The organism is Metallibacterium scheffleri, assembly GCF_002077135.1.
GTDB classification, from domain to species: Bacteria; Pseudomonadota; Gammaproteobacteria; order Xanthomonadales; family Rhodanobacteraceae; genus Metallibacterium; species Metallibacterium scheffleri.
Window position 1 is genome coordinate 2,098,137 of record NZ_LDOS01000002.1, and the last position, 14,567, is coordinate 2,112,703.

The window sequence follows — 14,567 nt, forward strand, 5'->3', positions numbered from 1 at the left end:
GCAGCGTTCACGGTGTGCCTCCCGTCGCGTTGCCCGCAGCAACCGGCAGTGGCGCCTGTCCATACCAGTGCTGCACGTTGTCCGGTGGCACATCGAGGAGGCGCAGCGCGCCTTCCATCACGCGCCGGAACACCGGCGCAGCAACCACGCCGCCGTAATGGTCGGGCTTGGGATCGCGCACCACCACGACCGCAACCAGACGCGGATCGGTGGCCGGCACGATGCCGCAGAACACCGCGTAGTACTCATCCTTGAGATAACCGCCAGCGCCGGCCTGATGCGCGGTACCAGTCTTCCCGGCCACGGTGTAGTTGGCGATCATCGCCGTGGGCGCGGTCCCGGCCGGGCTGACCACGGTACGCAGCATGCCGATCATTTCCCTGGCGTACTTCTCCGGCAGCACGCGCACCGGCGCGCTGTCATCGCCCTTGACGAACGTGGGGTGGTGCAACACGCCGCCGTCGGCCAGCGTCGAGTAGGCCTGCGCCAATTGCAGCGCCGTCACGTTGAGGCCGTAGCCGTAGGAAATGGTGACGCGGTTGATCGGGCGCCAACTCGTGTACACCGGCAGCAGACCCGAAGCCTCACCGGGAAAGCCGCTTTCGGTGCTGCGCCCGAAGCCAAACCCGCGCAGCATGTCGTACAGACGTTTTTCCGAAAACGTCGCCGTGATCAGCGAGGCACCGACGTTGCTGGACTTGGTGATGACACTGGTCAGATCCAGTTTGCCGAAGTCAGCCACGTCGCGAATGGTGTAGCCGTCCATCATGTACCAGCCGGGTGTGGTGTTGATCGGCGAAGTGGGCGTCCACTTGCCGCTGTCCAGCGCCGCGGACAGCGTGAACGCCTTCATCACCGAACCCGGCTCGAATACATCGGTGACCGCGCGATTGCGCCAGTCGCGTGGCGTGCTGCCGGCGATGTTGTTGGGATTGAACGAGGGCAGGTTGACCATGGCCAGAATGCCGCCGGTGCGCGCATCCATGATCACCATCGATGCCGCACGCGCGTGGTACTTGAGGTAGGCCTCTGACAGGTACTCATAGGCGAGGTACTGGATGCTGCGGTCGATGCTCAAGGTCAGGCTGTGGCCCTGTACCGGCTCGCGAACCAGGTCGACGCTTTGCACGATCTGCCCGAGACGATTGCGGATCACGCGCTGCAGTCCGGGCTTGCCGCTCAACCAGTGGTTGTAGGCCAACTCCAGGCCTTCCTGGCCCTGATCGTTGATGTTGGTGAAACCCAGCACCTGCGCGGCGACATCACCAGTGGGGTAATAGCGGCGGTATTCGCGCTGCTTGTTGACGCCGGGAATCTTCAGCGCCAGCACCGCGTGTGCGGCGACCGGATCCATCATGCGACGCAGGTACACGAACTCCATGTTCGAGCGCTGCTCGAGACGGCGCTGCAGCTCGGCGGCATTCACATCCAGCGCCTTGGCCAGTTGCGGAATGCGATCAGCATGCGCCAGCAGCACGGGGGGATCGGCCCACAGCGAATCGACCGGCGTGGACACCGCCAGCGGCTCGCCGTTGCGATCAAAAATGCTCCCGCGTGAAACCGGAATCGGCAGTTCGCGCAGGAAGCGCATGTCACCCTGCTGCTGCAGGAATTCACGCCGCACGACCTGCAAATCCACGGCGCGTGCCAACAGGCCGACCCCGACCAGCACCAACAAGGTAATGACCAGTGCCAGACGTCGGCGCACGCGCGGACCACGCGGGCGCAGGCTGGCCGGCGCTGGTGACTTGGATGCCGGCTTCATTCGCGCACCATGCGGATTTGCGCCGGTTCGGGATTGACCATTCCCAACTGACTGCGCGCCACCGACGCCACGCGTGCCGGATCGGCCCAGGTGGCGTCTTCGAGTTCCAGGCGTCCGTACTCGATATTCAGGTGATCGCGTTGGCTTTGCAGGCGCGTCAGGCGGATGAACAGCTCGCGATTTTCGTTGCGCGACCACACCACCGCAATCGCGCTGAGCAGCGTCACCGCCAACAGTGCCCAGGTCAGCGCACGCAGCATGAAGCCACTCATGCGCGCTTCTCCGCGATGCGCAGTACCGCCGAGCGCGCACGCGGATTGCGCGCCACTTCTTCCGCGCTGGCGAAGTGTTTGCGTCCGACCGCACGCAGCGCGCCCGGCATGGGCGTCGGCGCCGGCAAGCCGCGCCCGACGCGCGGCAGCTCCGGGCCACGAATGAATTGCTTGACCAGGCGATCTTCCAGCGAGTGAAAACTGATCACCGCCAGACGCCCACCCGGTTTAAGGCAAGCGCTTGCGGCGGCCAGCCCCCGCTGCAACGCGTCCAATTCGCCATTGACGTGCAGACGCAACGCCTGGAAGGTGCGCGTGGCCGGATGCTTGCCGGGCTCGCGCCGGCCGATCGCGCGTTGTACCAGTTGCGCCAGTTCCAAGGTGCGCGTCAGTGGCTGCTCGACGCGCGCCTGCACGATCATCTGCGCGATGCGACGACTCATGCGCTCCTCGCCATAGCGCCACAGCACCGCTGCGATGTCCTCGGCATCGGCCTGCGCCAGAAACTCCGCGGCGCTTTGGCCCTGGGTCGGGTCCATGCGCATGTCCAGCGGACCATCGGCCATGAAGCTGAAACCACGCGTGGCCTGATCAAGCTGCGGCGAGGACACGCCGAGGTCCAGCAGCACGCCGTCCAGCCCGACCTGCGCGGCATCCCATTCGGCCAGCGCGGCAAAGCTGCCGTGTCGAATGTGCACGCGCGCATCATTGGCGAACCGTGCGCGCGCCGCGGCGATGGCCTCGGGGTCGCGATCCAGCAGCAACAGACTGCCCTGCGGCCCCAACAGTTGCAGGATCGCTGCGGCATGACCGCCGCGACCATAGGTGCCATCGAGATACGTCCCCTCGGCACGCACGCCAAGCCCGGCGATCACCTCGGCGAGCATGACCGGGACATGTTCGCCTGCCGACATGATCGCGGCCCCTCGGGTGACCACTGCTCAGAGCCTCAGCGCGGACATGTCCGCACTGATCTCGTCTTCGCCGATGGTCTGGCGGATCTTGGCGACGTGTGCCTGTTCGCTCCACAACTCGAACTTGTTGCCCATGCCCAGCAGCACCGCGCGCTTTTCGATACCGGCTGCCGCACGCTGACTGGCGGGCAGCAGCACGCGCCCGGCGCTATCCAGCTCCAGCGCGGCGGCGGCACCGACCAACTTCATCTGCAGCGCGCGATGCACGGCCTTGACGCTGGGCAGCGCATTGACCTGATCGCGTACCTGCTCCCAGGCGCTGGCCGGAAACAGCCACAGGCAACCTTGCTCGAATGGGTTGTAGGCGCTGACCAAGTGGTTGTCGCAGATGCGCGCAACCAGCTCGCGGTAAGCGGTGGGAATCGCCAGCCGTCCCTTGTCATCTACCGTGATGGCGGTTTCACCCTGGAACATTTGCCCACCTTTCCCCACGTTTCCACACTAATCGCCACCTTAGTCTCAGGTTTTGCGACTGTCAACGGGTTTTGCCTTGCAGATCAAGGACTAATCGGCGGACTTCAGGATTTCATGCAATCTCTTAGCAGTCATCGCAATGCCTATGAAATCATTGAAAATGATCAGGAACCACTCGCATGCGATGCCCAGGTGCGAACGACGGGATCTGAATAGACCTCGATCAATGCGATAACGCCGGGTGCGAGAGGGGTTTGCAAAATCACTCCGGTACACGCGCACAGCGGGCGATGGCCCGTTGCGCGCAAAAACCTTGGAGCGGTTTGCAAAACCGCGCCGGCACATGGGCGCTGTGGGCCAGTGCCCGCTGCGCGCCGGAACCATGGATGGTGCAGGCAGGGCTTTGGCAGCGAAGCAGGATGCGTAGCTGCCAATGTGCCGCCGCGGCGAGCACACAAGTGCTAGTCGCGACAAAGGTGGTGCGGCTTTGCCGCAGCCAGGCGCCCGGCTTGACAAACTAATTGCGGTGAAAACGGCACACGACTCGACGACCCTTATCGCCTGGTGCGCGATCTTGACGTCGAGCGTGTGCACATCGAGAAGAAAGGAGTCGGCCCGTAAGCCGGGTTCTGTTCTAGACAGTCATTCCTCTAGGCCTGACGTCGCCGTCAGGCTCCAGCAGCCAACCCGGAAGCGGCGCGGGCACGCCATCGCCTCCCTATTTGGCCTTGCTCCAGGTGGGGTTTGCCGTGCCACGTGGCGTTGTCCCCACGCGCGGTGCGCTCTTACCGCACCGTTTCACCCTTGCCACGCATGTCTTGCGACACCGTTCGGCGGTTTGTTTTCTGTTGCACTTTCCGTCGGCTCGCGCCGCCCAGGCGTTACCTGGCACCTTGCCCTATGGAGCCCGGACTTTCCTCGGCGCTTGCGCGACGCGACTGCCCGGCCGACTCCACCAGGAAGTGTAGCTGCATGATGCGCGCTGTGCCTGCGCGCATCACGATGGCGCGTCGGCCTCGGTTGTGCCGGATTCGGCGTACAGCGCGCGCCGCGGCGCGCCACTGAACTCTGCGGCGATGCGCGCGGCGCGCGCCGGCGCCAGTTCGCCGCGCAACAACGCATACAGGCGCCGACCCTCGGCCAGCGCTTGCGCCGCCTGCGCATCATTGCCACCGACGATCAGCACGATCTCGCCACGGCGCTGATCGGCATCCGCAGCCACGCGCGCAATCAGGTCACCCAGCGTGGCGCTGATGACGGTCTCGTGCAGCTTGGTCAACTCGCGCGCCAATGCTGCCTGCCGATCACTGCCAAAGCCGCAGCCAAGTCAGTCAGCGTCGCTTCGAGTCGATGCGGGGCTTCGTAGAACACCAGCGTACGCGCCTCACCGGCGAGTTCGGCCAAGCGTTGCTGACGCGCAGCGGCCTTGGCAGGCAGAAAACCCTCGAAAACAAAGCGCTCGCTGGGCAAGCCGGCCACGCACAGGGCCGCGATCAGCGCTGCGGGGCCCGGCACGGGCGCCACGCGCAAGCCAGCAGCGCGCGCCGCGCGCACCAAGCGAAAACCCGGATCGCTGATCAGCGGCGTGCCAGCGTCGGAAACCAGCGCCAGATCCTCGCCTCCCGCGAGGCGTGCGAGCAGCGCCTCGATCATCCCGGCCTCGTTGTGCTCGTGCAGAGCCAGCAGCGGCGTGGCCATGCCGAAGTGTTGCAACAAATGGCGCGTATGCCCGCGTGTCTTCGGCTTGCGATCACTGCCACGCTACCCAGCACAGCGCGCGCGCGCGCGCTCAATCATCGAGGTTGCCGATGGGCGTAGCCACCACCCAAAAGCGTGCCGCTTGCAATTGCCATGCAGATCTCCCGCGGCGCGGTCTGGCGCGCACGTTCCGCTATCATCGCAAAGGCCACCTTTGCTCGTGCAGGCTCATGATGCGCTCACTGTCCGTTTTGTTGCTCGCACTGTCGCTCCTGCTGCTGGCCGGCTGCGCCACCGTTGGCGGGCCAACTCCGGCACAGCAGGCTGCCAACGCGCAAGCCAATGCGTTGTACCAGCGCGGTGATTATCAAGGCGCCGCGCGCACATGGGACAACCTGAGCGCGCAAAATCCGAACGGCAATGAGGGTAATGACTACCGGTTGCGCGCCGCCGATGCGTGGTATGTCGCGGGTCAGCCCGCGCGTACCGCGCAATTGCTGGCCACGGTCGATGACGCGCGTCTGCGCGGATTGGATGCCGCGCGCTACAACCTGCTCAAGGGTGAATTGGCGCTGGCGCACGATCCGCAGCAGGCGCTGGCCATCGCCGCGATGCTGCCACGCGCGCTGCCCGCGCCGCTCGATTTGCGCGCCGCGCGCCTGCAGGCGGAAGCGGCCAGCGTCTTGGGCGATCGCTGGGCGTCAGCACGCGCGCGCGTGCACATGGCAAGCTTGCTGACTGGCAAGGCACGACAGCAGAACGCGCGCGAGATCGAGCGCATGCTGGTGGCGCTGGGTGTACCGACGCTGCAGAAGCAGGCCCGCGAGTTGCCCGCAGGCGATCCATGCTGCCTTGGCTTGGACGCGCGTTGCACCGGCTCGGCAGCGCCCTGCCAAAAAACCTGCCGCAACTCATGCGCCAGGCCGGCACCGTCATCGCGCAAGGCGGCAGCCCTACGCAAGAAGGTTTCCACACCTACCACCAGATCGCGTTGCTGTTGCCACTCAGCGGTCCCCTGAAAGTCGCTGGTGAAGCAGTCGCCGAGGGATTTCTCACCGCTTATTTCAACACGCCGGAAGCGCAGCCCCGACCCCTGCTGCATGTGTACGACACCCAAGGCACCCAGGCTGGCACTCTGGCCGCTTACCAGCAGGCGCAGAGCGCTGGCGCCGATCTGGTGGTAGGACCGCTAGCGCGCGATGACGTGGCGGCGCTGTTTTCCAGCAACCCGACGCTACCGGTGCTGGCGCTGAATCATCCTGACGGCAGCGTCAATCCGCCGCAGGGCAGCGTGGAGTTCGGCTTGATGCCAGCGGATGACGGCGCCCAGGCTGCAGCGCGCATGCTGCAACAAGGCATCCGCAGCGCCGTGGTGTTCATCGCCGGATCGGAGAACGAACAGCGCGCCGCGCAAGCGTTCAAGGTTCAATTCGAGGCGGGTGGCGGTGACGTGTTGACGCTACAGACGTTACCGCAAGGCACGGTCAATTACGTCAGTGAAATCCGCAACGCGATGCCGGGACTGGGCGCCAATGGCGGAATTTTCATTGCCGTGCCGCCGGAAACCGCGCGTTTGCTGATACCGCAGATTCGCGTCGCGCGGCTGCGCCAGCCGGTGTTCGCCAGCGTGCAGGTTTATAGTGGATCGCCCAATGCGCTGGACAAGGATCTGGATGGCGTGCAGTTCCCCGATGCACCCTGGCTGTATGACGCGCAGCCCGGGCTGCCGGTGCGTGCACGTCTGATGCGCAACCTGCCGGTGGTCGCCGGTCACGGTGCGCGCCTGTTCGCCTTCGGCATGGATGCGGACCTGCTGAGCCCCTACTTCGTCTGGCTGCAGCAGCATCCGGGAAGTTATGTCGCCGGCGCGACTGGCCAGCTCAGTGTCGATGCACAAGGTCACGTGCAGCGCACGCCGATCTGGGTGCAATTCAATAATGGCGTGGCCATGCCAATGGCTGGAACGCTCGCCCTGAGCGCACCGACGCAGTGAGCTTAGCCACGCCGACACCTCGACAACGCCTCGGCGCCGCCGCTGAAACTGCGGCGCTGGCGCGCCTGGAATCTGCGGGACTGAAGCCACTGGCACGCAATTTCCGCAGCCGCTATGGCGAGATCGATCTGATCATGCTGGATGGCACCACACTGGTCTTCGTGGAGGTGCGAGCGCGCGGCAATCCACTCGGTGGTGGTGCGCTGGCTTCGGTCGGCACAGCCAAGCAGGGGCGTTTTGCTGCGCGCCGCAGCGGAATTCCTGGCGGTGTTTCCGGCGCACGCGCAGCGCACCTGCCGTTTCGATGTAGTCGGTTACGCGGGCCACGGCAGTGCGGCGCGCTGCGAATGGGTGCGTCAGGCATTCGAAACGCGCTGACGCACACGCGGCGCGCGGCACGCATTACACAAGTCGCGTTGTACCGACTGGCACACGGCTTCCGATCTTCCTGGTCGCGACGCGCTCGGCCTGCCCGGCTTGGGCTTGGTGCTGCTGATCGCCTCGGCCATACAACAATCGATCCTGACCGTACCGGCCAGCCTGACGTTCGCCGGGAACCTGGTGCCAAAAGTGCAGAGGCCACAACCGGCGGCACGATGATTTGAAGGCCGGAAATGCCGCCAGCAGTGCGATCGATGCCGCAGCGAGTGGTGCCGACGGTTTGCCCGTTTCCCACTGATCTCGACCCGGATCGGCAGTATTGGCGGTATCGTGCCAGGTCACGGCGAGCGGGCACGGCCCAGCCTGCGTGCGGCGCGGAGAGCTTGACTATGCAGCCAGATCTGAGTGCGGTGAGATACGGATGAATGCAACGCAAGTCATCGTGGTCGGCAGTTGCAATCGCGACTATGCGTGGCGCTGCGAGCGCTTCCCGCAACCCGGTGAAACACGGCGTGCACTGGATTTTTTCAGCGGTGCCGGCGGCAAAGGCTATAACCAGGCGGTCGCCTGTCGGCGCCAGGATGTGGCCACCTGCCTGATCGCGGCGCTGGGCGAGGATGACAGTGCCGTGCTCACGCAGCGCAATGCCGCGCAGGAACAGCTCGATGCACGCTGGCAGATCGTGCCCGGGGAACGCAGCGGCAGCGCGTGCGTGCTCATCGATGCGCGGGGGCAGAACCAGATCGTGGTCGATCTGGCCGCCAACGAACGGCTCAGCGCCGCGCATGTAAAAGCACAGCAGACCACCTTCACCACCGCGCAAGTCGTGCTGACCCAGCTCGAAAGCGATCTGGCGCCAGTCCGCGCCGCACTGGTGCTGGCGCGCAACCATGGCGCCCTGGCGCTGCTCAATCCGGCGCCAGTACGCCCCGAACTCGATGACGCGCTGTTATCTGCATGCGACGTGCTGATTCCCAATGAAACCGAGTTTGCCACGCTGCTGCAGCGCTTCGCAGGACTTGGCATCGCTGCGGATCAACTCGCTACCCTGGCAGATGCCGAGCTGACCGCCCTCGCCGCACACCTGCCCGTGGCCAGCGTGGTGATTACCCTCGGCAGCGCCGGCTGCTTCATCGCACACAACGGCCGCGAGTGGCGCGGCGATGATGCGGCCAGCTATCGCGCCGCCAGCGCGCCTGCCCGCGTGCGCGATACCACCGGCGCTGGTGATACCTTTTGCGGTGCGCTGGCTGCGGCACATGCACGCAGTCCCGATGCACCGCTTTCGGTCTGCATCGCACATGCCAATCGTTGCGCTGCGCTCAGCACCGAGCGCCATGGGGCCGCCAGCGCCGCGCCGCGCCGGTCCGAAGTCGCGCAGCGTTACGGCACACTCATCGCATAGCGTTCATCAATCGCGCGTATCGTGAGAATCGATTGGCTGGCGACAACCGATTCCTTCATGATTAAAAATGTATTAGATGATTCTAATTAAATGACTGGCCACTAGCCATGTGGCTCAACCTACTGGAGACATTCCGTGACCGACACTACCCTGAGCCAAACCCTGCCGCGTCTCAACGAGCCGGCCCCGAACTTCGACAGCAAAACCACATTCGGCCCGAAGAAACTGTCCGATTACAAGGGCAAGTGGCTGGTGCTGTTCTCGCACCCGGCCGACTTCACACCGGTCTGCACCACTGAGTTCATGGCCTTCGCCAAGGCCTACCCCGAGTTCCAGAAACTCAACTGCGAATTGCTGGGCCTGTCCATCGACAGCAACTATGCGCATATCGCCTGGGCGCGTGCGATCAAGGAAAAGTTCGGCATCGAAATCCCGTTTCCGATCATCGAGGATCTTTCCATGCGCGTGGCCAATGCCTACGGCATGATCCAACCGGGCGCATCCGACACCTCGGCGGTGCGCGCCACTTTCATCATTGACGACAAAGGCGTGCTGCGCGCGATGGTGTATTACCCGATGAGCAACGGACGCTCGATCCCCGAGTTTTTGCGCCTGGTCGCGGCGCTGCAGACCTCGGACAAACATGGCGTTGCCACACCCGAGGGCTGGCAACCCGGCGACAAGGTCATCGTGCCGCCGCCGCAGACCCAGCAAGCTGCCGACGCACGCGGCAGCGAGGGCTATGAATGCAGTGATTGGTACTTCTGCAAGAAGTCGCTGTAAATCCAGCCGCAAGTTGCAACACGCACACCCGGTGCAAGCCGGGTGTTTTTTGAACTGTGCCTGCGCCCACGTGAGATGCGTCGCTTAGCGTCGCCGTAACAGGCGGACCGGCTGTCCTGCAGGAACGACCGCGTCTTGCTCGTGCTGCTTCCGCGCACAGCCCCCACAACTCGAGCAACTGCTGCCACAACTCACCGCGGCCGGTTGCGCGGGCGGTGTCAGCAAATCGTGTGCCCAGCCTTGCACACGACGCGATGGCGCGCGCGCAAGCACGCGTCCCAGCACCTGGCGCATGGTTCGCTGCGGCAACCAGCGGCGCAGCAACACCGCCGATGCCGCGCCAACCAGCAAACCCACGAAGATGTTTTGCAGCAACGCGCTCATGTCAGCCAACGCGTCAATTGATAAGTGGCAAACGCTGCCGCATACGCCAACGCAAACAGGTAACCGGTCGCCCAGCCCACGATGCGCCACGAGTTGGTTTCGCGGCGGATCATTGCCAGCGTGGCGATGCACTGCGGCGCAAACACATACCAAGCCAGCAATGCGAACGCCGTGGCCAACGACCATTGCGCGGCGATCGCCGTGGCCAGAGCACTTTCACCGCTACCGCCACCGACGGCATATACCGTTGCCAGCGCGCCGACGGCGACTTCGCGCGCCGCCATGCCGGGAATCAGTGCCACCACGATCTCCCAGCTGAAGCCCAGTGGCGCGAAGATTGGTTGCAGCCAGTGCCCGATTTGCCCGGCAAAACTGTAGTCGATGGCGGGCAGCGTGGCACCCACCGGCGGTACCGGATAGCTGGCCAGAAACCACAGCACGATAGTCAGTGCCAGGATGTTGCCACCGACGCGCTTGATGAAAATGCGTGCGCGCTCCCACAGGCCCAGTACCAGATTGCGCAGGCGCGGCATTCGATACGCCGGCAATTCCATCAGCAGATGCGCAGCGGCGGCCTTGCCACCAAAACGCTTGAGCACGAATGCCACCAGTAGCGCCGACACAATCCCTGCTGCGTAGAGCATGAACAGCACCAGACCTTGCAAGTTGAACATGCGCCACACGGTGCGCTGCGGCACGAAGGCCGCGATCAGCAGCGCGTAGATCGGCAAACGTGCCGAGCACGTCATCAGCGGCGCCACCATGATCGTGGCCATGCGCTCACGCGGATTTTCGATGCTGCGCGTGGCCATGATGCCGGGTACGGCGCAGGCGAAGCTCGACAGCAGCGGGATGAAGGCACGTCCGCTGAGCCCGGCACCGCGCATCAGACGATCCAGCAGGAACGCTGCGCGCGGGAGGTAGCCCGATTCCTCGAGCACCAGAATGAACAAAAACAGGATCAGGATCTGCGGCAGGAACACCAGCACACTGCCGGCCCCGGCAATGATGCCGTCGCCGAGCAGCGACGTCAGCGCACCGGGCGGCATCACCGCACGTACCCAAGCGCCCAACGCGTTCACGCTCCACTCGATGGTGTCCATCAGCGGGGCCGCCCAGGCGAACACGGCCTGAAACATCAGCAGCAGCATGCCGGCAAGGATCAGCAGGCCAGCCACGGGATGCAGCAGCACGCGGTCGAGCCGCTCTTCCAGCAGACTCATACTTGCGGGCATCTCGACAGCATCGTGCAGCAGGCGCCGCGCCTCGACGTGCAATTCAGCGGGTGCCGGAGGCGGCGATAACGGCAATGGACCGTCCAGTGCGGCCACCAGCGCCGCGGCGCCGGTGCGTCGCACGGCGACGGTCGGTACCACGGGCATGCCCAATTCGCGTTCCAGCCGTGCGCTGTCGATCCGGATTCCACGCCGCTGCGCGGCATCCATCTGATTCAAGGCCAGCAGCATGGGGCGACCCAGTGCACGCAGCTCCAGGGCAAAGCGCAGATGCAGGCGCAGGTTGGTGGCATCCGCCACACAGATGATCAGGTCCGGAGGCGCGATTTCAGCGCGCGTTCCAAGGCAGATCTCGCGCGTAATGACTTCATCGGGTGAGGTTGCCTCCAGGCTGTAGGCGCCAGGCAAGTCCAAAACCTCGACACGCCGACCCGACGGCGAAACGTAGCTGCCTTCCTTGCGCTCGACAGTGACGCCCGCGTAATTGGCTACCTTCTGTCGACTGCCGGTCAACAGGTTGAACAGCGCGGTCTTGCCGCAATTGGGATTGCCCACCAGGGCAATGCGCAGCGTGTTCACGGCGATACCTGATCCGCGCAGCGCAAAACCATGACCTGCTCGGCTTCGCAACGGCGCAATGCGAATCGCGTGTGCCCGACCCGCACCAGCAGGGGCTCGCGGCCGATGGGTCCGTGGGCAAGCATGCGCACCGACTCACCCGGTACGAAGCCCAGTGCCGCCAAGCGCGCAAGCAATGCAGCGTCATCCGCATCGTGACGCAAACCCTGCACCTCGGCGCGTGCACCGCGCGGCAGCGTCGCCAGTGCCTGCGGCAACTGGCATGGCTGCACATGGATAGGCGCAATCGCGGGCATGACATCATTTGCGGATAGGAATTATTTGCATCTTATACCAGAACATCCACACGATCCGCCAAATTGCTTGCACACCGGCTGCAACCGGACACCGGGAACGAGACAGTTGCCGGCCCGTGGCAGCGCCCGGGCACCGCACGTATCCACGCCGCACATGGCCAAAATGAAAAAGGCGGCCCGGAGGCCGCCCCATCAGCTGCATTCGCCGGCGCGTTACTTGAGACTGTCGTCGAGAATGCGCGGCGTGACAAAGATCAACAATTCATCCTTGGAATTGTTGCGGCTAGTCTGTCGGAACAGCGCGCCAAGCCCCGGGATATCACCCAGCAGCGGCACCTTGGTGACCGTGTTGCTCTTGGTTACGTCGGTGATGCCACCGAGCACCACGGTCTGGCCGTTGTCGAGCAGCACACCCGTTTGTATCTGGCGTGTGTCGATCTCCGGAACTTGACCGCCACCCGGGTTGTTGATGAATCCCGCCAGATCGTCCTTCTTCACATCCAGTTCGAGGTAGATACGGCCATCCGCGGTGATGGTCGGCGTGACCTGCAACTGCAGCACGATGTTCTTGAACTCCCGAGTTCGACACATTTTTGCGCAAGTCATTGATACGCCAAGGTTCATGCGATCGAAATTGGCACTACAAGGCGATATCGAAGGGCTCTTGGCTGGGGATGCCGAGTTGAAGTTGGTCGAACAGAGCGAGCTGCTCGGGGCTGAGGTCGGTCAGGCCGCTGGCGGTGCCCTGACCGGCGATACGCACCTGGTGAAGCTGGATGTGGCGTGCGATTTCCAGGGCGCGCTCCGGCGAGTAGGCGCTGCCCGAGGCCTTGAGTTGCATGCGCAGCAAACGGTACAGCACCAGGGCCAGAAAGCAGATCAGGGCGTGGGCGCGGATACGTTCGGGCAGGCGGTGGAACACCGGGGCGATCTCGATCTCGGACTTGAGTACGCGGAAGCCGCGCTCGATGTCGGCCAGGCTCTTGTAGCGCGCGATCACTTCGGCAGGATCGAGGTCGCTGGTGTTGGTCACCAGCAGCAGCTTGCCGTCGTTGAGTTCGGCCCGCTTGAGCGCGGCCTCGTCCTCGGTGTAGGCGAACCGGTCGGACTGCAGGTCGACCTTGATGATCGATCCCAGATGGGCGTCGCTGACGGCGCGAAACAGCCATGCCTTGGCGCCCGAGTCGCTCAGGCGCCGACCCTTGAAAGCGGCGCCGGCGTCCTGGGCATCGAGCTTGCCGGCGCGTCGCTCGGCTTGCTGCGTCAGCATCTCGATGGTCTGGCGCCGCGCGGCGCTCTGCTGTGCAGCCGCCTGAGGGTCGTGCGCCCAGATCAGGCGCAGGCCCTGCCAGGCGGTCTCGCCGATGACCTCAGCCTTGGCCTGCACGCCGTGCTCGGCCTGCACGGCGCCGAGGATCTCGTTGAACTCCCCATAGCGGCGCCCGGGCACGGCCAGGATGAACTCCAGGGGTTGTGCCGTCTTGCCGATGCGTACCGTCTGCAGCCACTCCAGGTTGTCCAGGCTGAGCAGCCCGCGGTCGGCCACCAGCACGACGCGCTTGACCGGGTACAAGGCCAGGATCTCGTCAACCACCGCATGCAGTGTCGGCGCCTCGGCCGTGTTGCCCTCCCAGACGCGGTGCGCGATGGGCAGGCCTTCCGCAGTCTGCACGACCCCGAGCATGACCTGGCGGCGGATGCCGCCGTCCTTGGACAGGCCGAACTGGCGGATCTCGCCGGGCATCTCGCTGTGCCCCTCGATGCCGATCGTGGTCATGTCGTAGAACACGATCGACAGATCCTGGTCGACCAGCGGCCGCAACAACGCCGCCAGGGTGCGCTGCATCGCCTCACTGCGCTCGGCCAGGGTGTCCATGGTGCGCAGCAGGCGCTGGTGCGTAACCGAGGCGCTGTCGACTTCGGGCACGCGCGTGCCTTCGAGCCAGCGCAGCACGCCGAGCTTGGACGTCGCATCGCTCAGGCGATTGAACACCATCACCCGCAGCAATCGCTCGGCGTCGAAGGCGCCGTGGGCATTGCGCAGGACACGGCGGAACGCCGCGTCCCAGCCCAGCTTGTGCCACAGCGCGTGCAGCATCCAGGTGTCGCCCACCGCCAGCGCCGGAGCAAAGCGCACCGAGGGCGCCTGCGGCTCCTCGCCGTCGATGACGCGGTGCAGACCGCGGATCAGGGCGTCGGCCGCGCCGGTGCGGACCTGCTCCAGGCGACCCAGCGTGGCGACGACGCGCTGGCGGGAGACGCCATGGTCATCGCGGTACGCCTCCACGAGCTTGACGTAGTTGCGCGATCCGGAACGCGTGAGCTTGACGAACATGTCGCCACTCTACCGCATAAAAGAAGCCTACTGAGCCTACTCTGCGAAATGAC

14 protein-coding genes, 1 other RNA gene and 1 pseudogene are annotated in these 14,567 nt (G+C 64.7%); 5 read left to right on the forward strand and 11 right to left on the reverse strand.

Annotated elements, in window-relative coordinates:
* Positions 1-7: 7 nt before the first annotated feature.
* From Mschef_RS14910 to rsmI, 6 genes and pseudogenes are all read right to left on the reverse strand, one after another.
* The gene (locus tag Mschef_RS14910; RefSeq protein WP_081129822.1) at positions 8-1,765 is read right to left on the reverse strand and encodes a peptidoglycan D,D-transpeptidase FtsI family protein; all 1,758 of its coding nucleotides are present in this window, start codon (positions 1,763-1,765) and stop codon (positions 8-10) included.
* Positions 1,762-2,037, reverse strand: coding sequence for a cell division protein FtsL (gene ftsL / locus Mschef_RS14915; protein WP_242426537.1), 276 nt, complete (start codon positions 2,035-2,037; stop codon positions 1,762-1,764). The genes Mschef_RS14910 and ftsL overlap by 4 nt, the downstream gene beginning before the upstream one ends.
* A complete protein-coding gene (gene rsmH / locus Mschef_RS14920) occupies positions 2,034-2,951 on the reverse strand; it encodes a 16S rRNA (cytosine(1402)-N(4))-methyltransferase RsmH (RefSeq protein ID WP_081129823.1) in 918 nt (305 codons plus the stop codon). Before rsmH ends, ftsL begins: the two co-directional genes overlap by 4 nt.
* Positions 2,952-2,978: 27 nt before the next feature.
* On the reverse strand, positions 2,979-3,425 hold the full coding sequence (gene mraZ / locus Mschef_RS14925; RefSeq protein ID WP_081129824.1) for a division/cell wall cluster transcriptional repressor MraZ: 447 nt from the start codon (positions 3,423-3,425) through the stop codon (positions 2,979-2,981).
* 602 nt (positions 3,426-4,027) lie between these two features.
* Positions 4,028-4,379: RNase P RNA component class A (rnpB, locus tag Mschef_RS14930), an RNA gene on the reverse strand.
* 43 nt (positions 4,380-4,422) lie between these two features.
* Positions 4,423-5,271: pseudogene (gene rsmI, locus Mschef_RS14935) on the reverse strand (16S rRNA (cytidine(1402)-2'-O)-methyltransferase).
* Between the two features lie 82 nt (positions 5,272-5,353).
* Between rsmI and Mschef_RS14940 the strand changes: the two are divergent.
* The 5 genes from Mschef_RS14940 to Mschef_RS14960 all read left to right on the forward strand — a co-directional run bounded on the left by Mschef_RS14940 (position 5,354) and on the right by Mschef_RS14960 (position 9,685).
* On the forward strand, positions 5,354-6,142 hold the full coding sequence (locus tag Mschef_RS14940; protein ID WP_176212463.1) for a penicillin-binding protein activator: 789 nt from the start codon (positions 5,354-5,356) through the stop codon (positions 6,140-6,142).
* Positions 6,037-7,116: a penicillin-binding protein activator gene (locus tag Mschef_RS14945; RefSeq protein WP_176212464.1), complete on the forward strand. Its 1,080-nt coding sequence runs from the start codon at positions 6,037-6,039 to the stop codon at positions 7,114-7,116. The genes Mschef_RS14940 and Mschef_RS14945 overlap by 106 nt, the downstream gene beginning before the upstream one ends.
* Positions 7,113-7,721, forward strand: coding sequence for a YraN family protein (locus tag Mschef_RS18335; RefSeq protein ID WP_339325991.1), 609 nt, complete (start codon positions 7,113-7,115; stop codon positions 7,719-7,721). The genes Mschef_RS14945 and Mschef_RS18335 overlap by 4 nt, the downstream gene beginning before the upstream one ends.
* 197 nt (positions 7,722-7,918) lie before the next feature.
* Positions 7,919-8,902 carry a ribokinase gene (locus tag Mschef_RS14955; protein WP_081129826.1) on the forward strand — a complete coding sequence of 328 codons (984 nt, stop codon included), beginning with the start codon at positions 7,919-7,921 and terminating at the stop codon, positions 8,900-8,902.
* A 135-nt stretch (positions 8,903-9,037) separates the two neighbouring features.
* Positions 9,038-9,685: a peroxiredoxin gene (locus Mschef_RS14960; RefSeq protein ID WP_081129827.1), complete on the forward strand. Its 648-nt coding sequence runs from the start codon at positions 9,038-9,040 to the stop codon at positions 9,683-9,685.
* 84 nt (positions 9,686-9,769) lie between these two features.
* Here the strand turns inward: Mschef_RS14960 and Mschef_RS18475 are convergent, their stop codons facing one another.
* From Mschef_RS18475 to Mschef_RS14985, 5 genes are all read right to left on the reverse strand, one after another.
* A complete protein-coding gene (locus Mschef_RS18475) occupies positions 9,770-10,069 on the reverse strand; it encodes a DUF6587 family protein (RefSeq protein ID WP_081129828.1) in 300 nt (99 codons plus the stop codon).
* On the reverse strand, positions 10,066-11,883 hold the full coding sequence (gene feoB, locus Mschef_RS14970; protein ID WP_242426538.1) for a ferrous iron transport protein B: 1,818 nt from the start codon (positions 11,881-11,883) through the stop codon (positions 10,066-10,068). Before feoB ends, Mschef_RS18475 begins: the two co-directional genes overlap by 4 nt.
* Positions 11,880-12,179, reverse strand: coding sequence for a FeoA family protein (locus Mschef_RS18290; protein ID WP_081125831.1), 300 nt, complete (start codon positions 12,177-12,179; stop codon positions 11,880-11,882). The genes feoB and Mschef_RS18290 overlap by 4 nt, the downstream gene beginning before the upstream one ends.
* A 213-nt stretch (positions 12,180-12,392) precedes the next feature.
* Positions 12,393-12,770, reverse strand: a complete 378-nt coding sequence (locus Mschef_RS14980; protein ID WP_339325992.1) for a type IV pilus secretin PilQ — start codon at positions 12,768-12,770, stop codon at positions 12,393-12,395.
* Positions 12,771-12,819: 49 nt separating this feature from the next.
* Entirely contained in the window at positions 12,820-14,514 is a 1,695-nt protein-coding gene (locus Mschef_RS14985) for an IS1634 family transposase (RefSeq protein WP_081129830.1), read from the reverse strand.
* Positions 14,515-14,567 lie beyond the last annotated feature (53 nt).